Annotated in this window: 23 protein-coding genes; 8 read left to right on the forward strand and 15 right to left on the reverse strand. The window is 64.4% G+C overall.

Features of this window, described 5'->3' with window-relative positions; translation table 11 throughout:
* Nucleotides 1–6: 6 nt before the first annotated feature.
* A complete protein-coding gene (locus tag I603_RS11190; RefSeq protein ID WP_068865091.1) occupies nucleotides 7–1,515 on the reverse strand; it encodes a flavin-containing monooxygenase in 1,509 nt (502 codons plus the stop codon).
* A 343-nt stretch (nucleotides 1,516–1,858) separates the two neighbouring features.
* On the opposite strand from I603_RS11190, the gene I603_RS11195 reads away from it, so the two are divergent.
* Nucleotides 1,859–4,432, forward strand: coding sequence for a TonB-dependent receptor (locus I603_RS11195; RefSeq protein ID WP_232305361.1), 2,574 nt, complete (start codon nucleotides 1,859–1,861; stop codon nucleotides 4,430–4,432).
* Between the two features lie 191 nt (nucleotides 4,433–4,623).
* On the opposite strand, the gene I603_RS11200 is transcribed toward I603_RS11195, so the two are convergent.
* Complete coding sequence (locus tag I603_RS11200) at nucleotides 4,624–5,787, reverse strand: acyl-CoA dehydrogenase family protein (RefSeq protein WP_068865093.1); 1,164 nt, start codon at nucleotides 5,785–5,787, stop codon at nucleotides 4,624–4,626.
* Between the two features lie 148 nt (nucleotides 5,788–5,935).
* Nucleotides 5,936–6,709 (reverse strand): crotonase/enoyl-CoA hydratase family protein, encoded by a 774-nt coding sequence (locus I603_RS11205; RefSeq protein WP_068865095.1) that lies wholly within the window; start codon nucleotides 6,707–6,709, stop codon nucleotides 5,936–5,938.
* Nucleotides 6,710–6,824: 115 nt separating this feature from the next.
* Here I603_RS11205 and I603_RS11210 point away from each other — a divergent pair, with 115 nt between their 5' ends.
* Nucleotides 6,825–8,093 carry an acetyl-CoA C-acetyltransferase gene (locus I603_RS11210; protein ID WP_068865096.1) on the forward strand — a complete coding sequence of 423 codons (1,269 nt, stop codon included), beginning with the start codon at nucleotides 6,825–6,827 and terminating at the stop codon, nucleotides 8,091–8,093.
* A complete protein-coding gene (locus I603_RS11215; RefSeq protein ID WP_232305362.1) occupies nucleotides 8,086–9,618 on the forward strand; it encodes an acetyl-CoA acetyltransferase in 1,533 nt (510 codons plus the stop codon). The genes I603_RS11210 and I603_RS11215 overlap by 8 nt, the downstream gene beginning before the upstream one ends.
* On the opposite strand, the gene I603_RS11220 is transcribed toward I603_RS11215, so the two are convergent.
* Nucleotides 9,615–10,253 (reverse strand): carboxymuconolactone decarboxylase family protein, encoded by a 639-nt coding sequence (locus I603_RS11220; RefSeq protein WP_068865098.1) that lies wholly within the window; start codon nucleotides 10,251–10,253, stop codon nucleotides 9,615–9,617. The genes I603_RS11215 and I603_RS11220 overlap by 4 nt on opposite strands.
* The gene (locus I603_RS11225; protein ID WP_068865100.1) at nucleotides 10,253–10,795 is read right to left on the reverse strand and encodes a VOC family protein; all 543 of its coding nucleotides are present in this window, start codon (nucleotides 10,793–10,795) and stop codon (nucleotides 10,253–10,255) included. Before I603_RS11225 ends, I603_RS11220 begins: the two co-directional genes overlap by 1 nt.
* A gap of 126 nt (nucleotides 10,796–10,921) precedes the next feature.
* On the opposite strand from I603_RS11225, the gene hppD reads away from it, so the two are divergent.
* The 4 genes from hppD (at nucleotide 10,922) to bchJ (ending at nucleotide 15,031) form a co-directional block, all read left to right on the forward strand.
* Nucleotides 10,922–12,037 carry a 4-hydroxyphenylpyruvate dioxygenase gene (hppD, locus tag I603_RS11230; RefSeq protein WP_068865102.1) on the forward strand — a complete coding sequence of 372 codons (1,116 nt, stop codon included), beginning with the start codon at nucleotides 10,922–10,924 and terminating at the stop codon, nucleotides 12,035–12,037.
* The gene (locus I603_RS11235; protein ID WP_068865104.1) at nucleotides 12,034–12,597 is read left to right on the forward strand and encodes a VOC family protein; all 564 of its coding nucleotides are present in this window, start codon (nucleotides 12,034–12,036) and stop codon (nucleotides 12,595–12,597) included. The genes hppD and I603_RS11235 overlap by 4 nt, the downstream gene beginning before the upstream one ends.
* Before the next feature lie 225 nt (nucleotides 12,598–12,822).
* Nucleotides 12,823–14,436, forward strand: coding sequence for a magnesium-protoporphyrin IX monomethyl ester anaerobic oxidative cyclase (gene bchE / locus I603_RS11240; RefSeq protein ID WP_068865106.1), 1,614 nt, complete (start codon nucleotides 12,823–12,825; stop codon nucleotides 14,434–14,436).
* On the forward strand, nucleotides 14,426–15,031 hold the full coding sequence (gene bchJ / locus I603_RS11245; protein ID WP_068865107.1) for a bacteriochlorophyll 4-vinyl reductase: 606 nt from the start codon (nucleotides 14,426–14,428) through the stop codon (nucleotides 15,029–15,031). Before bchE ends, bchJ begins: the two co-directional genes overlap by 11 nt.
* Here bchJ and I603_RS11250 read toward each other — a convergent pair.
* The 6 genes from I603_RS11250 to I603_RS14890 all read right to left on the reverse strand — a co-directional run bounded on the left by I603_RS11250 (nucleotide 15,028) and on the right by I603_RS14890 (nucleotide 19,010).
* Nucleotides 15,028–15,348, reverse strand: a complete 321-nt coding sequence (locus I603_RS11250; RefSeq protein WP_068865109.1) for a hypothetical protein — start codon at nucleotides 15,346–15,348, stop codon at nucleotides 15,028–15,030. The two genes, bchJ and I603_RS11250, sit on opposite strands and share 4 nt — an antisense overlap.
* Nucleotides 15,341–15,556: a type II toxin-antitoxin system antitoxin gene (locus I603_RS11255; protein ID WP_068865111.1), complete on the reverse strand. Its 216-nt coding sequence runs from the start codon at nucleotides 15,554–15,556 to the stop codon at nucleotides 15,341–15,343. Before I603_RS11255 ends, I603_RS11250 begins: the two co-directional genes overlap by 8 nt.
* Before the next feature lie 7 nt (nucleotides 15,557–15,563).
* A complete protein-coding gene (locus I603_RS11260; RefSeq protein ID WP_068865113.1) occupies nucleotides 15,564–16,469 on the reverse strand; it encodes an SPFH domain-containing protein in 906 nt (301 codons plus the stop codon).
* Nucleotides 16,470–16,586: 117 nt separating this feature from the next.
* Complete coding sequence (locus I603_RS11265) at nucleotides 16,587–17,762, reverse strand: GNAT family N-acetyltransferase (RefSeq protein ID WP_068865115.1); 1,176 nt, start codon at nucleotides 17,760–17,762, stop codon at nucleotides 16,587–16,589.
* The gene (locus tag I603_RS11270; protein WP_068865119.1) at nucleotides 17,759–18,361 is read right to left on the reverse strand and encodes a hypothetical protein; all 603 of its coding nucleotides are present in this window, start codon (nucleotides 18,359–18,361) and stop codon (nucleotides 17,759–17,761) included. The genes I603_RS11265 and I603_RS11270 overlap by 4 nt, the downstream gene beginning before the upstream one ends.
* A gap of 97 nt (nucleotides 18,362–18,458) precedes the next feature.
* Nucleotides 18,459–19,010 (reverse strand): DUF2306 domain-containing protein, encoded by a 552-nt coding sequence (locus I603_RS14890; protein WP_068865121.1) that lies wholly within the window; start codon nucleotides 19,008–19,010, stop codon nucleotides 18,459–18,461.
* Nucleotides 19,011–19,175: 165 nt separating this feature from the next.
* On the opposite strand from I603_RS14890, the gene I603_RS11280 reads away from it, so the two are divergent.
* Complete coding sequence (locus tag I603_RS11280) at nucleotides 19,176–20,000, forward strand: LytTR family DNA-binding domain-containing protein (protein ID WP_068865124.1); 825 nt, start codon at nucleotides 19,176–19,178, stop codon at nucleotides 19,998–20,000.
* A gap of 64 nt (nucleotides 20,001–20,064) precedes the next feature.
* Here the strand turns inward: I603_RS11280 and katG are convergent, their stop codons facing one another.
* The 4 genes from katG to ahpC all read right to left on the reverse strand — a co-directional run bounded on the left by katG (nucleotide 20,065) and on the right by ahpC (nucleotide 25,017).
* Nucleotides 20,065–22,269: a catalase/peroxidase HPI gene (katG, locus tag I603_RS11285; RefSeq protein ID WP_068865126.1), complete on the reverse strand. Its 2,205-nt coding sequence runs from the start codon at nucleotides 22,267–22,269 to the stop codon at nucleotides 20,065–20,067.
* A 180-nt stretch (nucleotides 22,270–22,449) separates the two neighbouring features.
* The gene (locus tag I603_RS14895) at nucleotides 22,450–22,575 is read right to left on the reverse strand and encodes a hypothetical protein (protein ID WP_267889882.1); all 126 of its coding nucleotides are present in this window, start codon (nucleotides 22,573–22,575) and stop codon (nucleotides 22,450–22,452) included.
* 59 nt (nucleotides 22,576–22,634) lie between these two features.
* Complete coding sequence (ahpF, locus tag I603_RS11290; protein WP_068865128.1) at nucleotides 22,635–24,224, reverse strand: alkyl hydroperoxide reductase subunit F; 1,590 nt, start codon at nucleotides 24,222–24,224, stop codon at nucleotides 22,635–22,637.
* Nucleotides 24,225–24,450: 226 nt separating this feature from the next.
* Nucleotides 24,451–25,017 (reverse strand): alkyl hydroperoxide reductase subunit C, encoded by a 567-nt coding sequence (gene ahpC / locus I603_RS11295; protein WP_068865130.1) that lies wholly within the window; start codon nucleotides 25,015–25,017, stop codon nucleotides 24,451–24,453.
* Nucleotides 25,018–25,253: the final 236 nt, after the last annotated feature.

Raw genomic sequence — 25,253 nt, forward strand, 5'->3', positions numbered from 1 at the left:
GTTGCCTTATTCCGCGGCTTCTAGCTGCTCCTCGCCGCGCTGCGCATTGGATCCGGCGCGTGTGAAGGTAAGCAGCCCGTCGAGCAGGGGATCTTCCTGCATGCGCTTGCGATCGATCACATATTCCTGGTTGAGCCGCCAGGGATAGCTGATCGCGTTGCGCGGCATGATGTGCTTGCCGCGCTGGATATAGCCGGACGAGAAATCGAACACGTCATCCTCGACGATCCTGGCCTCGTCTTGCGCGGTCAGAACCGGGGTGACGATAGTCGTGCCGGTCTGCCGCATATGTTCGAGCACGCGGCAGACATAGTCGGAGTTGATGTCGGCGCGCAGTGTCCAACTGGCATTCAGGTAACCGAACACTACCGCAAGGTTGGGCAGGTTCGAGAACATGCAACCCTTGTAGTAGAACCGCTCGTTGAAAGCGACCGGTTCGCCGTCGACCGAAATCGCGATCTTGCCCGCAACCGCGAGCTTCAGCCCCGTCGCCGTCACCACGATGTCGGCAGGCAGGAACTCGCCGTCGGTCAGCCGCACGCCGCCCTTTTCGAACTTCGCGATATGGCCGGTGACGACGCTTGCCTTGCCTGCCTTCATCGCCCGGAACAGGTCTTCGTCGGGCACCAGGCACAGGCGTTGTTCCCACGGGTTGTAGGGCGGGGTGAAGGCGTCCTTGTCATAGTCCGGGCCGAGCGCCTTCTCGATCTTCTTGTAGAGCGCGTCCTTGACCTTCTGTGGATTGTCGCGTGCCAGCTTGAAGCTGAAATCCTGCATCTTGATGTTCTTGAAACGGGTGATCCGGTAAGCCAGCTTTTCCGGCAGAATGGCGCGCAGGAAATTGGCGACGGCATCCTTGGCCGGGCGCGTGAACATCCACGTCGGCGTCCGCTGGAGCATGGTGACGTGGCCAGCCTCCTTGGCCATCGACGGGACGATTGTCACCGCCGTCGCGCCCGAGCCGATCACCACCACGTTCTTGCCCGCGTAATCGAGATCATCGGGCCAGAATTGCGGGTGGATCACTTGTCCTTCGAACTCCCCGAAATCGAAGCCGGGGTCATAGGGCTCATCATAGTCGTAATAGCCCGAGCCGAGGTAGAGGAAGTTGGCGGTGAGGCGCGTGCGCGACCCGTCGGCCAGTTCCATCTCGACATGCCAGCGCGCCTCGTCGTGGCGGAAATCGGCGCTGATCACCTTGTGACCGAAACGGATGTGCTGGCGGATGCCACGATCGTCCACGATCCGGTCGAGATATTCGAGGATCGCGGGCGCATCTGCGATGCTTTTTTCGTGCCGCCACGGTTCGAAATCGAAGCCCAGCGTGTGCATGTCGCTGTCCGAGCGGATGCCGGGGTAGCGGAACAGGTCCCAGGTGCCGCCCAGATTGTCGCGCCTTTCGACGATCGCATAGGTGTGGTGCGGCGCTTTCATTTCCATGTGCGCGGCCATGCCGATGCCGGAAATCCCGGCGCCGACGATCAACACGTCGAAATCTGGCGGTGTCGCAAGCATGGGCCTCTCTCTCCCTTGTTGACACGGATGTAACCACAGCCGCCGCCCAAAAGCGAGTCTTGAATGGCAATCTGCAACTGAGTTTGCGACTTGCGGCCCCGTGCTAGTGGTCCCTTTCTCCCCACGGCCCGGAAGAGCTTGATAGTTTCGGGCATGGAAGCATTGTTGCCGCAAAGGCAATGGCACCGCATATTTGCTGCGCCGCAGCGCAATATGTTGCATTTTTGCTACTGTTCGCCAGAACTTGCCTGTGACTCTTGTTAGGGCGCGCGACCCTGATAGGTTTCGTTCCGCTAACCCAAGATCGGCGCAAAGCCGGCTGGATTGTGGAGAGAGGGATAGAATGACACGCAAGCTTGCAGCCTTTGCTGGCGGCCTGATGGCCTGCAGCGCGCTTACCACCCCCGCCCTTGCGCAGGACACGGAGAGCCAGGAGCCCGCCGTTCGCGACGATAACGTCATCATCGTGACGGCTACCCGCCGCGCGCAGGACGTGCAGGATATTCCGCTGGCGGTGACCGCAATCTCGCCGCAGCAGCTCGAAGCCCAGCGCGTGGTGAACATCCAGCAGATCTCCGCGCTCGCGCCCAGCTTCACCGCCAGTCAGGCGCAGCTCGCGTCGGGCTCGGTGGTGCTGCGCGTGCGTGGTATCGGGACGACCTCGAACAATATCGGCTTCGAAAGCGCGGTCGGTATCTTTGTCGATGGTGCCTACCAGTCGCGTCCGGGCGTTGCGCTCAGCGAATTCGTTGATGTCGAGCGGGTCGAAGTGCTGCGCGGTCCGCAGGGCACCCTGTTCGGTCGCAACACTTCGGCGGGCGCGCTCAACATCACCAACGTGCGCCCCGACGTCACCGAATTCGGCGGTTTCGTGAACGCGGAATATGGCAATTTCGACGAGATCAGCCTGCAAGGCGCGATCAACGTGCCTCTGGTGCAGGACACGCTCGCACTGCGCGTCACCGGGGCCTTCCGTCAGCGTGACGGTTTCCTCGACGTAGTGGACGAAAACGGAGCAAGGATCGGCGACACCAACGATGCCGACCAGTGGCTGGTGCGCGGCCAGCTTGGCTGGGACACCGACAGCGGCATGCGTGGTCGCATTATCGTCGACTACTCGAAGAGCCAGTCAAGCTGTTGCGGCGCGATCGAGCTGTACCAGTCGCCGCTGGTGACGGCAGGTGCCTATGCTGCGGTCGGTCTCGGCCTCAACGGCGGCAACGGCCAGCCTTCGGTGGCGACCACCGCGTTCGACCAACCCGGCTTCGAGCGGGCGATGGACAATCGTGCGGTCTCGCTCAATTTCGCGCCGCGCGCGGATATCGACAACTACGGTGTGACCGGCGAGGTCGAGTTTCCGATCTCGGATAATGCCGACCTGATCTTCATCGGTTCGTGGCGCAAGTATGAAAGCTTCGAGAACTACGATTCCGATTTCACCGCGCTCGACATCTTCAATGTGCCGGCGCTGAACCTCGACCTCGAGACCTGGACCGCGGAACTGCGGCTGCAGGGTGAAGGCATGGGCGGCCGGCTCAACTACATGTTCGGCGGCTTCTTCTCCGACGAAAACATCGACCAGTCGGTGAGCTTCGAGTTGGGGCAGGACTATGGCGAGAATGTCGGCGCGCTGCTGTTCCCGGCGACCCAAGGCGCGCTGGGGGCGAATCCGCTCACGCTGTTCACCGGGGTCGATCCGGCCGGCACCACCAATACCAACCGCTTCCAGCAGGATGCCAAGAGCTACGCGATCTTCACGCATAACAGCTTCGAGATCACCGACGGGCTCGAACTGACTCTGGGCGCGCGCTATTCTTGGGAAGAGAAGAGCGGCGGTTTCACGCAGACTGCCATCAACAACCAGATCTGCCCGGCGACGCTCAACGCGATCGGGGCTGCGGGCAATCCGCCGGTTGTGCCCGGGGCGTTGGTGCCGACCTTCGTGGCGCTGGGCTGTTTCGGCTTCACCGCTCCGGCCGACCTGCCGCAGGCCGCCGCCTTGCCGCTGGTGCGCACCTTCCAGTCCGACTTCGACGACGAGGAACTGATCTACACCGTCAAGCTCGGCTATGAGTTCAGCTACGCGACCAATGTCTATGCGAGCTTCACCCACGGCTACAAGGCAGGCGGGATCAACCTCGATACGACGGCAGCGGTCAATGGTGCCGATCCGACCTTCCTCTCGGAAGAGGTCGATGCTTGGGAAGTCGGTCTCAAGACCCGCATGCTCGACGATGCGGTTACGCTCAACATCGCGGCCTTCTATGAAGAGTTCACCAACTTCCAGGTGCTCGAATTCACCGGGACCGCGTTCCAGACCTTCAATGTGCCCAAGGCCGAAACCAAGGGCGTTGAAATTGAAGGTCTGATCCGGCCCAACAGCGAGCTGACTTTCAACGTCGGTGCCACGATCCTGGAAGCGAGCTATCCCGAGGATTGTGACGGCACCCAGACGGCGCCGCAGGTCGTGTCGCTGTGCGGCTATGATCTCACCAATGCACCGCAGGTTGTCGCATTGATCGGCGGTATCTGGGAAAAGCCGATCAACGACTCGATGGAGTTCTTCATCTCGGGCCAGGTCCGCATGGAGAGCGACCAGCGCACCTCGACACAGGCGATCGTGCCGCCAACGGTGCCGGCCGGTTCGACCCAGGACCAGGTCCGTGCCGCTGCCGCCGCTCAACCGCTGATCATTGCCGACGTGCAGGACGGCAAGGCCTTCGTGAACCTGCGTGCGGGTCTGCGCTTCGGCGACGGGGCCTATGCGATCGAAGGCTGGGTCAACAACCTGACCGACGAAGTGGTGCGCGGGGTGACCTTCAACACCACGCTGCGCGGTTCGGGCGCGGCCAACTCGCGTTCCGCCTTCACCCTGCCGCCGCGCCAGTACGGCGTGACACTGCGCGCGCGGTTCTAGACTTCAAGGGGCTTCGGCCAAACAGAAGGGGCGGCCCGGATGACCGGGCCGCCCCTTTTTCGGTGCTCATCGCGCTGAACCGGTCGCTCTAGCGACCGCAAGGCCGATAGCCGCCCGCAGCGGGTCCGTACCCCGGACTTGATCCGGGGGGAGGACGTCTAGCGAGGACGTGCCCGCGGAGGCGGGCACGCTCACATGGATCTTGCGATCAGCATCTTCATGATTTCGTTCGACCCGCCGTAGATGCGCGCGATGCGGGTGTCGCGGTACATCCGGGCGATGGCGTAATCATTGATATAGCCCGCTCCGCCGTGGAACTGGAGGCACTTGTCGACCACTTCGCTCTGCAATTCGGTCACCCAGTATTTCGCCATGCTCGCGGTCGCCACGTCGAGCTTGCCTTCGAGCAGCTTGGCGATGCAATCATTGACGAACACGCGGGCTGCGGTGCCGCGTGCCTTGAGGTCGGCGAGGGTGAACTGGGTGTTCTGGAAATCCCAGATGGTCTTGCCGAACGCCTTGCGATTCTTGACATATTCGACCGTCACATCGAGCGCCTTCTCGATACCGGTGATGGCGTTCATCGCGATCACAAGGCGTTCCTGCGGCAGTTCGCCCATCAGCTGGTAGAAGCCGCGCCCCTCGACGCCGCCGAGCACGTTCTCGCCCGGAATGAAGACATTGTCGAAGAACAGCTCGCTGGTGTCCTGCGCATCCAATCCGATCTTGTCGAGCTTCTTGCCGCGCTGGAAGCCCTCCGCGCCGTCGGTTTCGAGCAACAGCAGCGAGATACCCTTGGCTCCTTCGTTCGGGTCGGTCTTGGCGACGACGATGATGAAGTCCGCCAGCTGGCCGTTCGAGATCCAGGTCTTGGAACCGTTGAGACGATAGCCATTGCCGTCCTTCAGCGCGGTAGTCTTGATCGACTGGAGGTCGGATCCGGCATCGGGTTCGCTCATCGCGATGGCGCTGACGAGATCACCGGTGACGAGGCGGGGGAGGTATTTTTTCTTTTGTTCTTCAGTGCCATGCCGCACCAGGTAGGGCAGGATGATGGTGTTGTGGAGCGAGGCTGCAAAGCCTTCGACCCCGTGCTTTGCCTGCTGGTCGATGACTACCATGTCATGCCGGAAGTCGCCGCCATGGCCGCCATATTCGGTCGGTACCGACACGCCGAGCAGGCCGGCGGCACCCGCCTCGCGCCAGAAGTCGCGTTCGACCTGGCCATCCTCGCGCCACTTGTGGACGCGCTTTTCGGGGGCGTGCTGCTGGTAGAACTTGCCGACCGCGTCGGCGAAAATGGCGATTTCCTCGTCTTCCATGAAGGCTGGCTGGGGCACGTCGATGACGGGCATTTCTCTCTCCTCTTGATAGGTCCGGCGCGCGATCAGAATGTTCCACGTGAAACCCCCCTTGCGAACGGGGGGCTGGAGGGGGTCTGGGAGGGGGCGAGCAGGGGTCTGGACCCCGCTGAACCCGATCAAGACCCCCGCAAGGCCGGGCTTACTTCCCCGTCCAGTTGGGCTTGCGCTTTTCGGCAAAGGCGGCTGCGCCTTCGCGGGCATCATGGCTGACGAATACCGGAGCAATCAATTGCGCCTGGTTCTTGTAGCGATCTTCCATCGCCCAGCCGCGCGATTCCTTCATCACCTGCTTGGACACCCGCACCGCGAGCGGGCCATTCGCCGCGATGCGCGCTGCCAGCGCCTTGGCCGCATCGAGCGCCGCGCCTTCGGTCACCTCGTTGATGAGGCCGAGCTGGTAAGCCCGCTCCGCACCGATGAAATCGCCGGTCAGCGCCAGTTCCATCGCGATGCGTTCGGGGATCTGGTCGGGCAGCATCATCACGCCCCCGGCAGCGGCGACAAGGCCGCGCTTCACTTCGGGAATGCCGAACTTCGCGCCGCTGTTTGCGACCACCAGATCGCAGGCGATCATCAGTTCGAGCCCGCCGGCCAGCGCGTAGCCTTCCACGGCCGCTATCAGCGGCTTTTTCGGCGGAGCCTGCACCACCCCGCCAAAGCCCCGGCCTTCCACCGTCGGGCTTTCGCCGCGCAGGAAGCCCTTGAGGTCCATGCCCGAGCAGAAAGTCCCGCCCGCGCCGGTCAGGATGCCGACGCGCAGATCGTCTTCCGCATCGAGCCGGTCCATTGCCGCCGCGATCCCCTCGGCCGCGGCCTTGGTCATGGCGTTCTTGGCTTCCGGGCGGTTGATGGTGACGATGAGGACACCGTCCTCCACTTCGGTCAGCACTTCGGGTGCGGTATTCTCGCTCACGGCTCTCTCCCTAGCGAAATTGGCATTGCGATTTGAAACTCAAATCTTGTGCGTCTGGTGCAGGGGCTTTACGGACGCGTCAACTGCAATTTCGCGAGTAGTGGAGAGGATCACCATGGCTGAAGCCTATATCATCGACGCAGTGCGCACCCCGCGCGGGATCGGCAAGCAGGGCAAGGGCGCGCTCGCCGCGTGCCACCCGCAGCACCTCGCCGCGACCGTTCTGAAGGCGATTGCCGAGCGCAATCACCTCGATACCTCGACCGTCGATGATGTGATCTGGTCGGTTTCGACGCAGGACGGGATGCAGGCGGGCGACATGGGCCGCATGGCCGCGCTCGATGCGGGCTATGACATCACCTCGTCCGGCACCACGCTCGACCGCTTCTGCGGCGGCGGCATCACCAGCGTCGCGCTCGCCGCCGCGCAGGTGATGAGCGGGATGGAAGATTGCGTCGTCGCCGGCGGGACCGAGATGATGAGCCTCACCGCCGCCATGAGCCAGGAAAAGATGCGCGCCGGGATCAAGCCGCCGATGATGGGCAGCTACAACCAGCGCCTGCAAGCCGTGCATCCGCAGTCGCACCAGGGCATCTGCGGCGATGCGATTGCCTCGAAAGAAGGCTTCACCCGCGAGGAACTGGACGAGGTGGGCTACCGTTCGCAAGCCCGCGCCGCCGAAGCGATTGCCGAAGGCCGCTTTGCCAAGTCGGTCGTGCCGGTGGTGGATGACGAGGGCAACGTAATCCTCGACCGCGAGGAATATCCGCGCCCCCAGACCACCCGCGAAGACCTCGCCAAGCTGGAACCGGCCTTCCCCAAGATCGCCGACGTTCCGCTCGACGAGGCGGGCACGACCTTCCGCAAGCTGATCAACCAGAAATACCCCGATCTCGAGATCAAGCACTTTCACCACGCGGGCAACTCCTCGGGCGTGGTCGATGGGGCGGCGGCGGTGCTGATCACCAGCAAGGATTATGCGGTCAAGCACGGGTTGAAGCCCCGCGCGCGCATCGTTGCCACCGCCAACATGGGCGATGATCCCACGCTGATGCTCAACGCGCCGGTGCCTGCCGCGAAAAAGGTGCTCGCCAAGGCGGGCCTGAGCAAGGACGACATCGACCTCTACGAGATCAACGAAGCTTTCGCGGTCGTTGCGGCCAAGTTCGTGCGCGATCTCGAACTCGATTGGGACAAGGTCAACGTGAACGGCGGCTCGATCGCGCTCGGCCACCCGATCGGTGCGACCGGCTCGATCCTGATCGGCACCGTGGTCGACGAGCTGGAGCGTCGCGGCGGGCGCTACGGCCTCGTCACCATGTGCGCGGCGGGCGGTATGGCGCCTGCGATCATTGTCGAGCGGGTGGACGATTTCGTTGACTGAGATCGCTGACGATACGCCCGTCATCATCGGCGTCGGGCAGTATTCGGAGCGGGTCGGCGAGCCGGGTTACGAGGCCCTGTCCTATATGGACCTCGCGGGCCGCGCGCTGGCCGAGGCGATTGCGGATTCGGGGGCGAGCGGTGATGTGGCAGGCGCCATCGACACCCTCGCCGCGATCCGCGCTTTCGAAATGTCGCGGCCCGACCGCAAGCCGCCCTTCGGCGCGGCGGACAATGTGCCGCGCGCGATTGCGATGCGGGTCGGCGCGAACCCCGCTCGCGCGATCCTGACCACCACCGGCGGGCAGACCAACCAGCAACTGGTGGGCGAATTCGCGACCGCCATCGCGGCGGGGGATAGCAGTTGCGCGGTGATCGTCGGTTCCGAGGCGATTTCGACCGTGCTGGCGCTGTCGGCCAAGGGCGAGATCCCCGACTGGTCGGAAGCGATCGGCGGCGACTTCGAGGATCAGGGCTTCGGGGTCGAGGACCTGATGGAGCCCGCGCTGTTCATGCACGGCGCGAGCGGCGCGATCCCGCTCTATGCGCTGGCGGAGAACGCCCGGCGGCGCAAGCTGGGCATGGGGCTGGAGGAATACCGGCTCGAAATCGGCAAGCTGTTTGCGCCGTTCACGCGCGTGGCGGCGGCGAACCCACATTCCGCCGCGCCGGTCGAGCGCAGCGCCGAGGAACTGGCCACCGTCACCGATCGCAACCGCATCGTGGCCGAACCCTATCCGCGCATGACCGTGGCGCGCGATCAGGTGAACCAGGCGGCAGCGGTGATCGTCGCCTCGGCGGGCCTCGCCCGCGCGCTGGGGGTTCCCGAAGACAAGTGGGTGCATATCCACGCCGTGACCGCCGCGACCGAGCTGAAGCTCTCGCAGCGGCCCGATCTGGCGGGCAACCCGGCCTCGCTCGCCAGTGTCGATGCGGCGCTGGATCGGGCGGGCAAGTCGATGGCCGACATGCGCTATATCGATTTCTATTCGTGCTTCGCGATCCCCGTCTTCAACCAGTGCGACCATTTCGGGCTTTCCGCCGACGACCCGCGCGGGCTGACGCTGACGGGCGGCCTGCCGTTCTTCGGCGGGGCGGGGAACAATTACTCGGCCCATGCCATCGCCGAGGCGGTGCAGCGGGTGCGCGGCGATCGCGGGAGCTTTGCTCTGGTGGGCGCGAATGGCGGCTGGATGAGCAAGTACGCGACCGGCATCTATTCGTGCCTGCCTGCCGACTGGGGCGCGAACGATCGCTTTGCCGTGCTTCCCAAGGCTACCGACAAGGTGCCGCTTGCCAAGGAGCCGGTGGAGAGCGCGGTGGTCGAGACCTACACCATCAATCGCGGACCTAAAGGTGCCGAGGCGATTTTCATCGGCCGTTCGGACGCGGGCAAGCGGGTGGTGGGCAATGCCGATCTTGCGGACGCTGCGACGGCGCAAGCCTTCGAAAGCGGCGAGCCCTTCGGCAAGCGGCTGACGCTGACGCAGGACGAGCGCGGGCGGACAGTGGGGCGGTTGGCCTAGCGCCGCTCCCCGCCCAGAAAGTCGAGCGCATCGAAACCCTCGGGCGCGGGGACTTCCACGATCGGATCGTCGCGGTCGTCGAACTCGGTGCGCAGCGCGCGGCTCATGATCGCGTGCATGTGGTAAAGGCAGGTGATGTAGGTCAGCTCGAGGATTTCCTCGTCGCTGAAGGCCGCCTTCAGTTCCGCGAACAGGGCATCGGGCACTCGTCCGCCGTGGCACACCAGCCGGTCGGCATAGGCTAGGACGAGTCGTTCCTTCGCGTCGAACACGTCCGAGGTCTGCCATATGGGAAGGGCCGCGATCTTTGCCTCGCTCACGCCCAGCCCGCGCAAGGACTTGCAGTGCTGCGAGAAGACGAACTGGCTCCCCGTCGCCCACCCCGCCCAGGTCTGGCCCAGCTCGCGCAGCACGGGATCGAGCTTCCTGTTGGACGAGCGGTAATAGGCAAAGCCCTGCGCGGCGTGGCGCAGGGTATCGGGGGAATTGGCGAACACCGTCCACCAGTCGCCGCGCGTGCCGGTGGCGGTGCCGGGTTCGCTCACCGGATCGCGGCTGCCGAACAGATGGGCATAGAGCGGTAGGGCGACCTTTTCGTCAGCCTCGGCGCGGGGGACTTCGCGCAGGCGGGGCATCAGGCGTCCTCCACTTGCGTCGCGGGCGTATGGCGTACGTCATCAGGCCCGAAGGCGCGTGTGGTCGCCGCGAATTCCAGCATGATGCCGTTGGGATCGGTGAAATAGACCGAGCGCACGAACACGCCCTCATGTGTCTCCTTCGCATAGCCCGAGGGGCTGTCATCGTGGTTGAACACCATGTGGGTGTGCGGAACGCCTGCCTCGGTGAGCCGGTCGAGCGCCGCCTCCAGTTCGGCCTCCTCCATGTGGAAGGCGAGGTGGTTCATCGATCCCACCGCCGTCTTGGCGTCGAAGGGAAACTTCTTCACCGACGCGATGCCGGGGGCGGCAGGCGGCGCGTCCTTCCACCAGAAGAACGCCACTGCATTGCCCCCGCCGCAATCGAAGAAGAAATGCTGGCCGCCGTCAGGCAGCTCGACCGTCTTGAACAGCGGCATGCCCAGCACCTGAACGTAGAACTTCATCGTTTCGGCCATGTCGCGGCACACCAGCGCGATGTGGTTGATGCCCTTGGTCCTGATCCCCGTATCCTGCACCATTGCCGCTCTCCTTGCGCCTGCGAACCTGCCCTGATCGCGGCCCTGTGGCAATTGCTTGCGCGAATCGCCGCTTTCGGCTAGATAGTTTCAATTGAAACTATATTCAGAGCACAGGGGATCCCCGCCATGAATGTCCAGAGCAAAGACCTGTTCGACAATCCCGCAGGGCTCGACGGCTTCGAATTCGTCGAATTCTGCGCGCCGGAAAAGGGCGTGCTGGAACCGGTCTTCGAAGCGATGGGCTTCACCCGCGTCGCGCAGCACCGCTCGAAGGACGTGCACCTGTGGCGGCAGGGCGGCATCAACCTCATCGCCAATTACGAGCCGCGCAGCGCCGCATGGTACTTCGCGCGCGAACATGGCCCCTCGGCTTGCGGCATGGCATTCCGCGTGCGCGACGCCGCCAAGGCCTATGACCACCTGATCGCCAAGGGTGCCGAACCGGTGGCTGTGCAGACCGGGGTGATGGAACTGCGCATTCCCGCGATCCGCGGGATCGGCGGGGCGATCCTCTACCTCGTCGATCGCTATGACGGCGCGACAGGCGGCAACGGCCTCACCATCTACGACATCGATTTCGAATACCTGCCCGGCGTCGAGAGGCACCCGGTGGGCGCGGGCTTCCACACCATCGATCACCTGACCCACAACGTTTACACGGGCAGGATGAAGTACTGGGCCGACTATTACGAGACCCTGTTCAACTTCCGCGAGATCCGCTTCTTCGACATCAAGGGCGAATATACCGGTCTCACCTCCAAGGCGCTGACCGCGCCCGACGGCAAGATCCGCATCCCGCTGAACGAGGAAGGCGAGGGCGGCAAGGGCCAGATCGAGGAATTCCTGCGTGCCTTCAACGGCGAGGGCATCCAGCACATCGCGCTGATCTGCGATGATCTGGTGGCCTGCTGGGATCGCCTGCAAAAGCTCGGCGTGCCCTTCATGACCGCGCCGCCCGCAGCCTATTACGAGATGCTCGATGAACGCCTTCCCGGCCACGGCGAGGATGCAGAGGCGCTCAAGATGCGCGGCATCCTTTTGGACGGCACGACGGAGGGCGGCTCCCCCCGCCTGCTCCTGCAAATCTTCGCGCAGGCGCAGGTCGGCCCGGTGTTCTTCGAATTCATCCAGCGCAAGGGCGACGAAGGCTTCGGCGAGGGCAACTTCAAGGCCCTGTTCGAAAGCATGGAGCGCGACCAGATCCAGCGCGGGGTGCTCAGCGTCGAGGAACCGGCGCAATGACCCACCCCGTAAACCTCGCCGGCATCCACCACGCCGCCTATCGCTGCAAGGACGCCAAGGAGACGGTGGAGTGGTACGCCCGCGTGCTCGGCATGACCTACACCACCGCCTTTGCCGAGGATCATGTGCCCTCGACCGGGGAATATGATCCCTACATGCACATCTTCCTCGACGCGGGGAACGGCAACATCCTCGCCTTCTTCGAGCTGCCGGGCCAGCCGGAGATGGGCAAGGACCCGAATACGCCGCAATGGGTGCAGCACCTCGCGCTGAAGGTGCCTTCGGAAGAGGCGCTGCTCGCGGCCAAGGCGCATATCGAGGCGCAGGGCATCGATGTGCTCGGGCCCACGCATCACGGCATCTTCAAGTCGATCTACTTCTTCGACCCCAACGGCCACCGCGTGGAACTCGCCGCCGATATCGGGACGGCGGAGCAATATGAAGAACTTGCCCGCGTCGCACCGCTGATGCTCGACGAATGGAGCCAGACCAAGAAGGCCCCCCGCCACGCCGACTGGCTCCACGAGATCGCGCGCGCGGAGCACGCGAAGGGCGCTTAACTCCCCTACGCCTCCCCGGACTTGATCCGGGGCCCCGCTGCCTTCTTCCGCGCCAAATGGCCAAGAAAGCGGGGTCGCGGGTCAAGCCCGGGAAGGCGGGTCGTCCGAGCGTCCCGTCTGCCCCGTTACCTTCAGAAGACGGGTGCTTTTCACATTTGATCCAGCGCAAAGCGCGCCGCCGCCGTCTGCCCCACCTTGAGCCAACTCAAGAGGGGGATTCGGTCCATGCGCATTCTGTTCGTTCATCCCAATTACCGTTCCGGCGGGGCCGAGATTGCCGGGACATGGCCGCCCGCCTGGGTCGCCTATCTGACCGGGCCGCTGAAGCGCGCCGGGTTTGATGACATCACCTTCATCGACGCGATGACCGAGGGCCTTTCGGACGAGCAGCTGGCCGAGCGGATGCGCGAAATCCAGCCCGACATTGTCGGCACCACGGCGATCACGCCGTCGATCTATGCGGCCGAGCGCGTGCTCGAAGTCGCCGCGCTCACCGTGCCGGACGCTGTGCGCGTGCTGGGCGGCATCCATGCCACTTTCATGTACCAGCAGGTGCTCGCCGAGGCGCCGCATATCGACGTGATCGTGCGCGGCGAGGGCGAGGAGATCGCCGTCGAACTGTTCACCGCGATTGCGCAAGGCCGTTTTCCCGCCGAAGCCCGCACCATCAAGGGCCTCGCCTTCCGCGAGGGAGACAAGGTCATCGCCACCGAGGCGGCCGACACGATCAAGGACATGGGCTCGATCAAGCCCGACTGGGATATCCTCGACTGGAACCAGTATACCTACATCCCGCTCGGTACCCGCGTCGCCATCCCCAACCTCGCGCGCGGCTGCCCGTTTACCTGTTCCTTCTGCTCGCAATGGAAGTTCTGGCGCGATTACCGCGTGCGCGACCCCAAGGATGTGGTCGACGAAATCCAGGAGCTGCACGAAAAGCACGGCGTCGGCTTCTTCATCCTTGCGGACGAGGAACCGACCATCAACCGCAAGGCCTTCATCAAGTTCTGCCAGGAGCTGATCGACCGCGGCCTGCCCGACAAGGTCAAGTGGGGCATCAACACTCGCGTTACCGACATCTACCGCGACAAGGAATTGCTGCCCTTCTACCGCAAGGCCGGCCTCGTCCATGTCAGCTTGGGCACCGAGGCAGCGGCGCAGATGAAGCTCGACCGGTTCAACAAGGAAACCAGGGTCGAGGAGAACAAGCAGGCGATCAAGCTGCTGCGCGATGCCGACATCTTCGTGGAAGCGCAGTTCATCGTCGGGCTGGACAATGAAACGCCCGAGACGCTTGAGGAAACCTATCGCATGGCGTGGGATTGGCAGCCCGATCTCGCCAACTGGGCGATGTACACGCCCTGGCCCTATACGCCCTTGTTCGAGACGCTGAAGGACCAGGTCGAGGTCCACGATTTCAGCAAGTACAATTTCGTCACCCCGATCATGAAGCCGGCCGCGATGGAGCGCGGGGAGCTGCTCAACGGGGTGATGAAGAACTACCGGCGGTTTTACATGCAAAAGGCGCTGTTCCACTATCCGTGGCGCGGCACCGGCTTCCGGCGGCGTTATCTGCTGGGGTGCCTCTATGCCTTCCTGCGGGCGGGCTTCAAGCGCACCTTCTACGATCTCGGCAAGGCGGGCTACTGGGGCCCGCAGACGGCCAAGAAAGTCGAATTCCACTTCGACGAAAGCCGCGCCGCGGCGCTCGATGCCGCCACCGACTGGCAGACCGCCGCCGACCGCGCCGCGCAAGCGGCCGAGCGGCGCGAGGCGGTGCGCGCACAGATGAAAGAGCGCGGGGCAGACCGCCGCCGGGATCGGATCGATGTCGACTGAGGCGCGGGTTGTCGCGCGCAGACGCGAGGGCGCGCTGATCGGGCCTAACGCGATATTGCAGGCGGTGGCGGTGATGGAAGCGCGGCTGGGCCATGCGGAAACCCGCGCGGTGCTGGCCGACGCACAGATTGGCGCGCTGCCTTCGGGCCAGCACATGATCCCCGAAGTCCACGCGCTGCGGCTGCATCGCTGGCTCAGCCTGCACGATCCGATAGGCAGCTTCGTGATCGCCGAGGAGGCGGGTGCGCGCACAGCGGACTACATCATCGCCAACCGCATCCCGGGACCGGCGGCATGGCTCCTGCGGCACCTGCCTGCCTTCATCGCCGCGCCGCTGCTGATGGCGGCGATCCGCAAGCATGCCTGGACCTTCATCGGTTCCGGGGTGTTCGAGACGCAGGGCGCATGGCACTTCAGCATTGATCGCAGCGCGGCCGACGACAGCATACCGCCGCCCGACAGCCTGTTCGTCTGGTATGCTGCGGTCTTCACCCGGCTCTACCGCTGCCTTGTCGCGGGGGACTGCACCTGCCTTGTCCAGTTGACCGCCCGGCCCGAAGCCCCCTTGCGGCACTACCGCATCGAACGCGGCTAACGCCTGCGCCGCTGGCGATCCTGCTCGCGCTTGAGAGCAAGCGGGTCGCTCACATCGACTTCCACGGCGCGGGCCTTCATCCACCGCACACTGGCGATGATCCAGATCAGCAAGGTGAGCAGATAGACTCCCAGCCCGGCAAAATGCACCGGGCCTTCGGGGTGGCGCGTCGCAAACCAGATGAACAGCCCGGTCGGCACCGTCGACAAGGCGATCCAAACGGCCATGATCCGCCACCCCTCGCCATTGCGCGGCACGATCCTGAAGCTCCAGCGGCCTGCCCGGTAGAGAACGAAGGGCTTGTCTTCGTCACGCATGATCGCTTCCTTTTCCTGTCGTGCCCGGCGGTCGCCCGCGCTTTGCGGTCGAGCTGCGTTCAACCTTCACCCCGCGCCGCGCCAGCGCCTCGCGCAGCAGCATCTCGATCTCGGCGTTCACGCTGCGCAGCTCGGCATCCGCGAGCCGCTGTATCGCATCGTGGAGCGCCGGATCGAGGCGCAGGGCAAAGGCCTTTTTCGCAACCATCGGACAATCAGTAGAGCGATCCTGCATTGACCACGGGCTGGGTCTCGCGCTCGCCGCACAGCACCACCATCAGGTTCGACACCATCGCCGCGCGGCGTTCGTCATCGAGTTCGACCACGTTGTTCTTGCTCAGCTGATCGAGCGCCATCTCCACCATCGAGACCGCGCCTTCCACCAGCTTGCGCCGCGCCGCGATCACCGCTTCGGCCTGCTGGCGGCGCAGCATCGCACCCGCAATCTCGGGGGCATAGGCGAGATGGGTGAGGCCGCATTCGTCGACCGTGATCCCCGCTACCGCCAACCGCTCGATCAGCGCCACGCGCAGTTCCGCGCCGACTTCCTCGTGATTGCCGCGCAGGGTGACTTCGAGATGCTCGATATCGTCATAGGGGTAGCGCGAGCCGATGGAACGCACTGCCGCCTCGATCTGGGCATCGACGAACTCGCGATAGTCATCGACATCGAACAGCGCCTGCGCGGTATCGGTCACGCGCCAGACCACCTGCGCCGCCATCTCGATCGGATTGCCGCGCGCATCGTTGACCTTGATCTTGTCGGAAATGACGTTGTTGGCGCGCACCGCAATCTTCTTGCGGCTCAGCCATGGCAGCACCCAGCGCAGCCCTTCGGTGCGGTCGGTCCCCTTGTACGCGCCGAACAGCTGGATCGCGGCCGCCTCGTTCGGGTTGATCATGTAGAAGCCGCACAGCGCCAGCAGGCCGATGAGGCCGGTGATGAGCGCACTGGCCATCTTCAGCCCGTCGACGCCGGGATCGGGCGCCACCGCGCCGATAAACAACCACACCGCCAGCGCGACCAGCAGAAGCGAGACAAGCAGCATCACGTATCCGCTCTGCGTGGTCGCCGGCACTTCGCGGCTGCGGTTAAGAGCGGGGGTATCACCAAACGCCATGACGAATCTCCAAAACGATATAATTATGATATCATATTTATATCGAATCGGAGGCGGGTCAAGCGCTTTCGTGCTGCTTTGGAAGACCGCCTTGTGCAGTGGGCCCGCGCAGGGGGGCTAAGCGGTTTTGCGTTCCTGCCAGCGGCTGCGCGCATCGAGCAGGCCTGCCAGCATCGCTCGCCGGCACCAGCCTCCTATCGCCACCACAAAGCTTCCCAGTTCGCGGCGGTCGGGCCACAAGGCATCGCTCGGCGTGCCGGGCCGGTTGCAGGTATCGAACAGCACCGGCGGGTCATCATCGAGATGCCCCGCGACATAGCGCATCAGGAGGCGCCCCGGCGCATGGCTGCGCCAGGTCTCGCCATAGGCCATCTTGAAGCCGAAACCCTGTCCGCGGTCCACGAACCAGCAGCTCATGGCCACGATCCTGTCGCCTGCCCGCAAGGAGGCAAGCCGCGCGACGCCCAGGCGCTGGCCATTGCGGATAACCTCGCGGAACAGGCCGGCGGTAGAGGTGCAGCAGGCCAGCGCGCTGGCGGCGCGTCCCTTCCACCCCGCCCGTTCCAGCGCGAGAAAGGCGGCGATCCACGCATCGGTTTCTTCAAGGCGGGTATGGAGCGTGAAGCTGACCGGCCCCAGCGCCTGCGCCAGCCGCTGCTCCAGCCCGTCGAGCCGCTTGTCGAGCTTGCGCGTCGCGCCCGGGTTCTCTGCGTGCTTGCTGCGGGCGAGGCGCGCCGGACGTTCAAAGCGGCTCGTGCAGTGGATCAGCCGGTCCTGTTCGGCGCACAGGCTGTTAAGCGCAAGGGTTGACGGATCATCGAGCGGCAATCCTTCGCAGCATAGCGCCAGTGACACGCCGGGGCGCCGGTCTAAGCGGGCAAGCAAGGCGTACCAGAATACCCGCTCCGCACCGGGCAGGATCAGCGGCGTGCCGATGAACTGGTTGGTGGCGAGCCATGTATGGCGGCTGGGCAGCGGACCATTTCCCAGAGACGTCTCGAAGGTGAGTGGCACGACGCCCAGCCATTCGCCCGTCAGCTGCCGCACCACCGCGAGCCGTAGCGAAGTTGCGTTGCCGCAATGCCTCAGCGCGGGCTCCATGAACCAGTCCTGCGCAAAGATGTTGCCTGGCCCGGCGCGGGCGCTCAGTCGCGCCCAACGCGCGCGTTCCTCGATCGCGAGGCCGCTGGGGGCGAGAAAATCGACCTTGAGCCCGTGCGTGGCGTCTGGGTGTTTCGCCCTTGCGTGACCTTGCGCTGCGGATGCGAAAGCGGTTTCGGGAAAGGACTTCATGACCGCCCTATCCGTTGTGCGATCCGTCCGCCCAACGCGAACTCCGGCTTCCACGCGAGCAGGTTCTCGCCCGACCGATGATAGGCCTCGCGTGCCGCCAGATCCAGGAACGGCGGGGGCGGAGGATCGGTCGCGAACACCTTGTCCCCGGCGATCTGGAACAGGATGTTGTACTCGGCATCGAAATGGAACGGGGTATGCGTACGGGGTGCGGAGACGAACACGAAGCCCCTGATATCGCGCACCGGCCCGCTGACAGGGGTAATGGCGGGGGCAAGTCCGGCCAGCAGGCGATGCAGCAGCGCGCGGTAGTCCGGCAGTTGTTCGATACCGCGCAGCATGATCCACGCCTTGTCCGCTCCACCTGCGGCAATCGCATCGGCCGTGCCGTGCTGGTCTTCGGTCATCCCGAAGGCCTCGCCGTCGGCGGCATCGTGCACCCGCCGCTCCGCATGGGCAGGCGGCAGGCGCCGCGCGACATCGGCGAGCGCCGCATGGGCCAGTAGCGCCTCGGCGACGAGATTGTGGCGCAACCCGGCGGGAGCACGCGGGTAGGCCGCCGCAAGCTGCGCAATCGAAGCAGGGTCTATCAGCGACATCTCTCGGCCCTGTGCCGGAAAAACCATATCAGATTTCAGCAATTTACCGATATCGCGTGAAAGGCTGGTTAACGCATCCGGGGTGTTTGCGCAGGCCTCAGCCCAGCAGCATGACATTCATCAACCGGCCCGGCACCAGAAAGGCGGCGATGCCCGGGATCATCAGCGCGGTCAGATAGATCCGGACAAGGTGGTTCTTGTGCGCCCGGATGTCGCCGCGCCGGGCGGTTGCCACCACTTTCCAGGCTGCGTGGAAGGTGATCGGCACGAACAGGTGGATCCAGCTATAGCCGCCCGATGACTGGATGAAGATCGCCGAGGTCGCGGTCACCAGCATCAGCACCAGCCAGACCTTGCCGAGCTGCTTGTGCAGCGCGGTGCCCTTTTTCGCCAGCAGCAGCCAGCCGCCCAGCGGAATGGTCGGCAGGACTGTTGCGACATGGATGATGACCGGCAGCTTGTTGTAGTGGTGGAGGTTCTCGACCAACCCCAGTCCCGCCCGGCCCAGCGCGACCAGCACGGCAAAACTCATGGTGAAGCAGGCGAGGCTGACCGCGGTGCGGGCGACGGGCCCGATGTCGAAACCGGCGGCGGCGGGCTGGGCTGCGGGGGCGCGGCGGGCGGTGAGGTTCAACGAAAGGGCGTTCATGGCAGGTCTCCTCAAAGGCTGGTTTTCACTTGCCTGTCGTGGATGCCCCGACGCCGTTTGCGGGCAATCGCGCTTGCGCGTTTGGTGCGTGCCATGCGTGAAATCGCCTGAAAAGCCGCGCTTTGCCACTTTACGAAGCGCGAACGGGCAGGCACCAGTCGTGCGATGAGCCAAGCCGCAGCGCCTGTCACGCCCCATCCCTTGCGTCAGATTCTCGTCGATCTGGGGGTGATGAGCGTGATCGGGCTGTTTCTCGGACTGATCGGGCCGTTCGGCAGCGATGCCATCCCGCTCGCGCCGCGGCTGCTGAGCTGGCTGGCCTTCGCCTATCTCGGCTATGCGATCTATCGCCCGATGGGCATGGTGGTCACATGGGCCGAGCGCACGCTGGCCCTGCCGCGCGCCGGGCTGTGGGTGGCCGCGGTGCTGGTCGCGACCGTGCCGATGAGCTTTGCTGTGCAATTGCTCGACAGCATGCCCGATCCGGTGCTGTGGCCCGGGCTCGAGATGATGATGGCGCATTATTCGGCCGTCCTGGTGATCGGCGGCGGGGTGACGTTGCTGTTCAACCTGCTGCAGCCGGGACGCTCGCCGGACGCAGTGCCGGTGCCGCCTGCCAGTGCCCCCCCGCCGGCGCACGATCCGGTCGCGCCTGAGCCCGCACCGCCTGCCGCGCCGTCCAACCCGCTGTTCGAGCAGCTTCCCGCCGAACTGGGCAGCGCAATCATCGCGCTGGAGATGGAGGATCACTATGTCCGCGTCCACACGATGCTGGGCTCGGCACTGGTGCTGATGCGGATGCGCGATGCGGTGGCGTTGCTCGGCGATATGGAAGGGATGCAGGTGCATCGCAGCTGGTGGGTCGCGCGCGGCGCTGTCGAGGATGTGCTGCGTGAGGGACGTAATGTCCGGCTGAAACTGCCGCGCGGGATCGAGGCACCGGTCGCCCGCGCCAAGCTTGCCGAGTTGCGGGACGCGCGCTGGATCTGATGCACAGCAAAAAAGGCCCCCGGTGTCGCCACCGGAGGCCCCTTTGGTGTCAGACCCGCTTGCCTCAGTGATACTTGGCGCAGGTCACATCGAAGCGATCCGCGTTCATCACCTTGTTCCAGGCCGAGATGAAATCGCACACGAACTTGCTCTCGGCTCCGGCCTCGGCATAGACCTCGGCCTGGGCACGCAGCATCGAGTTCGAGCCGAACACCAGATCGGCGCGGGTGGCGCGGTATTTCTCCGCTCCGGTGGCGCGGCAGGTTCCGACATATTCCTCGTCGCCCGAACCATCGACCGGAGCCCACTTGGTGCCCATGTCGAGCAGGTTGCGGAAGAAGTCCGGGGTCAGCACGCCGACATTGTCGGTGAACACCCCGTGCTTGCGGTTGCCGCTGTTCGCGCCGAGCACCCGCATCCCGCCGACCAGCACGGTCATTTCGGGGATCGACAGGCCGAGCAAATGCGCCTTGTCGATCAGCATCTCCTCGGTGCGGACATCGGCTTTGGTGCGCAGGTAGTTGCGGAAACCGTCGGCAAAGGGTTCGAGCGGTTCGAAGCTCGCTGCATCGGTGTGTTCCTCGGTCGCATCGCCGCGCCCGCCCATGAACGGCACGGTGACGTCGAAGCCCGCATCCTTGGCCGCCTTCTCGACGGCCGCAGAGCCTGCCAGTACGATCGCATCGGCCATGGAAAGCTCGCCGCGATGCTGCTCGATCACGCCGAGCACACGGCTGAGTTCATCCGGGTCGTTCGCCGCCCAGCCGTTTTGCGGGGTAAGCCGCACCCGCGCGCCGTTGGCGCCGCCGCGGTGGTCCGAATTGCGGTAGGTCGAGGCCGAGGCCCAGGCCGCCTTGACCAGTTCCGACACACTGAGGCCCGAGCCGAGGATCGCCGCCTTGAAGCGCGCCACCTCGGCATCGGAGGCCGGACGGCCGGGGGGTACCGGATCCTGCCAGATCAGGTCTTCGGCCGGGACTTCGGGGCCCATGTAGCGGATCTTCGGCCCCATGTCGCGATGGCACAGCTTGAACCACGCGCGGGCAAAGGCATCGTCCAGCGCCGCCTGATCGTTCAGGAACTTCTCCGAAATCTTGCGATATTCCGGATCACGCTTCAGCGCCATGTCGGCGGTGGTCATCATCGTCGGCACCTTCTTCGACGGGTCACGCGCGTCGGGGGCCATGTCTTCGGGATCGGGATTGATCGGCTCCCACTGGAACGCGCCAGCGGGCGACTTCACCAGCTTGTAGTCATACTTGAACAGCAGCCGGAAATAGTCATTGCCCCACTCGGTCGGATTGGGCGTCCATGCGCCTTCGATGCCCGAAGTGGTGATGTTGCCGGCCGCGATTTCGGCCTCGTCATTGAGCCAGCCGAAGCCCATCAGCTCTAGCGCCTCGCTTTCGGGCGCGCCGCCGAACGTGTCCGCCGGGGCCGCGCCGTGGGCTTTGCCGAAGGCGTGACCGCCAGCGGTGAGCGCGACGGTTTCCTCGTCGTTCATCGCCATGCGGGCAAAGGTTTCGCGCATGTCGCGGGCCATGCCTTCCGCATCATGCGGATCGCCCTGCGGCCCTTCGGGATTGACGTAGATGAGGCCCATCTGGATCGCGGCCAGCGGGTTTTCGAGCGCCTTGCCTTCCTTGGGCTGGATGCGGGTGGCAACGCCTTCGTTGACCCATTGCTCCTCGGTGCCCCAGTAGACGCTTTCGGGCTCATACACGTCCGCGCGCCCGCCGCCGAAGCCGAACACCGGGCCGCCCATGCTTTCGATCGCGACATTCCCGGCGAGGATGAACAGGTCGGCCCAGCTGATGTTCTTGCCGTACTTCTGCTTGATCGGCCACAGCAGGCGGCGGGCCTTGTCGAGGTTGCCATTATCGGGCCAGGAATTGAGCGGAGCAAAGCGCTGCTGCCCGCTGCCTGCACCGCCGCGCCCGTCACCGGTGCGATAGGTGCCTGCCGCGTGCCAGGCCATGCGGATGAAGAAGGGGCCGTAATGGCCGTAATCGGCCGGCCACCACGGCTGGCTGTCGGTCATCAGCGCGGTGAGATCGGCCTTGAGGGCGGTATAGTCGAGCGCGTTGAACGCCTCGGCATAGTCGAAATCCTCGCCATAGGGGTTCGCACTGCGCCCGCCCTCGGTCAGAATGTCGAGCTGCAATGCCTCGGGCCACCAGTCGCGGTTGGTGCGTCCCAGCAGATTGCGCATTTCGCTGCTGCCGTGGAACGGGCAGCCGCCGCTCATTTCTCCGGTCTTGGCATCCATGATTTTCGTCCTCCTCTCGCCTGTTGTCTTGTGAGACTCGCCCCTCGGGGGAGAGCCTATAAGAGGAAGATTACGCTTTCAGGATGGCGCGTCCAATCGATTAATGCGCGTTTTTTGATTGATTGGGACGATTAGTGATGCCGGGTCGAGGCGACCCCGTCGCGCCATCATGGCTGCCAGTCAGTACTGGCGATCATCCTCGCAGCGCACGCACAGGTGCCCGCTCTCGCAATCCGTCTCGTGATACGGACAGCGATGCGGGCGCACGATGAGCGCCATCAGAAAATGGAGCAGGCGACCCTCCATGGGTCGCCTGCCTATAGTATTTAACGGAAAAAAAAGGGAAATTGGCCGGTGCGGGGCGTTTACGCTGCCTTCGCCACGTCCTCGACCGGTTCGTTCCGGATCAGGAAGTCGAACGCGCCGAGGCCTGCCTTGGCGCCTTCGCCCATGGCGACGACGATCTGCTTGTGCGGCACCGTGGTGCAATCGCCTGCCGCATAGATGCCGGGGATATTGGTCGCCCCGTGATCGTCGATCACGATCTCGCCGAACTTGCTGAGTTCCAGCCCCGTCTCGCGCAGCCATTCGGTATTCGGCACGAGGCCGATCTGCACGAACACGCCTTCCAGCGCGATGCGGCGTTCCTCGCCATTGGCGCGGTTCTTGACCACGAGGCCGCTGACCTTGCCGTTCTCGCCCAGAATCTCAGTTGTCTGGCCGTTGGTGATGATCTCGACATTGGGCATCGAGCGCAGCTTGCGCTGGAGCACCTCGTCGGCCCGCAGCTTGGTGTCGAATTCGATCAGCGTCACGTGGCCGACGATCCCGGCCAAGTCGATCGCCGCTTCGACGCCGGAGTTGCCGCCGCCGATCACCGCGATGCGCTTGCCCTTGAACAGCGGGCCGTCGCAGTGCGGGCAATAGGCCACGCCCTTGTTGCGATACTCCGCTTCGCCCGGCACGCCGAGATTGCGCCAGCGCGCGCCGGTGGAGAGGATCAGCGAGCGCGCCTTGAGGCTCGCGCCGTTGGCCATCACGACTTCGTGATAGCCGCCGATTTCCTTGGCGGGCTTGAGTTCCACCGCGCGGGCCAAGTCCATCAGGTCGATGTCATAATCGCCCACATGCGCCTTGAGGCTGTCAGTCAGCTTCGGCCCTTCGGTGTAGGTCGTGCCGGGAAGGTTCTCGATCCCGAGAGTGTCCATCAGCTGCCCGCCGAAGCGCTCCGCCGCGATACCCGTGCTGAAGCCCTTGCGCGCGGTGTAGACCGCCGCCGCCGCGCCCGCCGGGCCGCCGCCGACCACCAGCACCTCGAACGGCGCCTTGGCGCTGAGCTTTTCGGCCTGCTTCGCATCGGCGTTCTTGTCGAGCTTCGACAGGATCTCGGCAAGTTCCATCTTGCCGTTGTAGAACGGCTCGCCGTTGAGGAAGGTCGCGGGCACGGCCATGATGTCGCGGCGCTCGACCTCGTCCTTGAAGGTGCCACCTTCGATCAGGGTCGCGGTAATGCGCGGGTTTTCCAGCGCCATCAGCGTCAGCGCCTGCACGACGTCCGGGCAGTTGTGACAGGTGAGCGAGAAGAACATCTCGAAATGGAAATCGCCTTCCAGCGCGCGCACCTGCTCGATCAGGTCGGCATCGACCTTCGGCGGGTGTCCGCCGGCCCACAGCAGCGCGAGCACCAGCGAGGTGAATTCGTGGCCCATCGGCAGGCCGGCAAAGCGCACCCACTTGTTGGCGTCCGACGCGCGGCGGATCACGAAGCTCGGCTTGCGCGCATCGGTGCCGTCGAAGCGCGCAGTGACGAGATCGTGCAGTTCCGCAATCTGTTCGATCAGCTGGCGGGTCTGGCGCGACTTCTCGCTGTCGTCCAGCGAGGCGACCAGTTCCACGCCTTCGCGCAGATTGGCGAGATAGGTCTTGAGCTGGGCCTGCATGGCGGCGTCGAGCATGGTTTCCTCCGGGCGCGGCGGACGCGCGAAAACTGGGGTGATCCCGAAAATCAATCGGTATTCGGGTAACGCGGAACCGGATGCCATCGCCCTAAAGGGGGGAAGGGAGGAATGGCATCCGGTCCCGGCTACGACCCGAGGGCTCTTTAATCGCTCTCGGGATTTTTCGGCCGGCGCGCCTGGGGGGGGGAGGGCGGCGCGCCTGCCGGTTCTGTAAGGTCAGACCTTAGATCTTGCCGACAAGGTCGAGCGAGGGGGCGAGGGTTTCCGCGCCTTCTTCCCACGCTGCCGGGCAGACCTGACCGGGGTTGGCGCGCACGTACTGGGCGGCCTTGATCTTGCGGGTCAGTTCGTTGGCATTGCGGCCCACGCCTTCGCAGGTGATTTCCATGATCTGGATCACGCCGTCCGGATCGACCACGAAGGTCGCGCGGTCAGCCAGGCCCACGCCTTCGCGCAGGACGCCGAACTGGTTCGACAGCACGTGGTTCTGGTCACCCAGGAAGGGGAACTTCAGCTTGCCGATCTTGTCCGAGGTGTCGTGCCAGGCCTTGTGGCTGAAATGCGTGTCGGTGCTGACGGCATAGACTTCGACGCCCATCGACTGGAGCATCTCGTACTTCTCGCCCATGTCCTCGAGTTCGGTCGGGCACACGAAGGTGAAGTCGGCCGGGTAGAAGAAGAACACCGACCACTTGCCGGCGAGGTCTTCATTGGTGACGTCGAAGAAATCCTTGCCCGCCTGAAAAGCGGTGGCGGTGAAGGGCTGGATGGTCGAACCGATAATACCCATGGGAGTTTGTCCTTTTGATGGGGTTGAGAGGTTGGGATTAGACTGGCGCTGCCCAAATAGGGATTATTGCGCTGCACAAAAGTTGATTTGTGCGATTGCGTAAATCGGTTTTTTCAATCAGCGGGGCGGGAACCGATCGGATTTGGCGGTGTGGCTCACGCCGCGCGTGGTCCGCTTTTGGGAACTGGCGGCTGATTTCGCTATGACCGCTAGTGGGTGGGAAGCGGAAGATCTGC

The sequence above is a fragment of the Erythrobacter dokdonensis DSW-74 genome, from assembly GCF_001677335.1.
Taxonomy (GTDB): Bacteria; Pseudomonadota; Alphaproteobacteria; order Sphingomonadales; family Sphingomonadaceae; genus Erythrobacter; species Erythrobacter dokdonensis.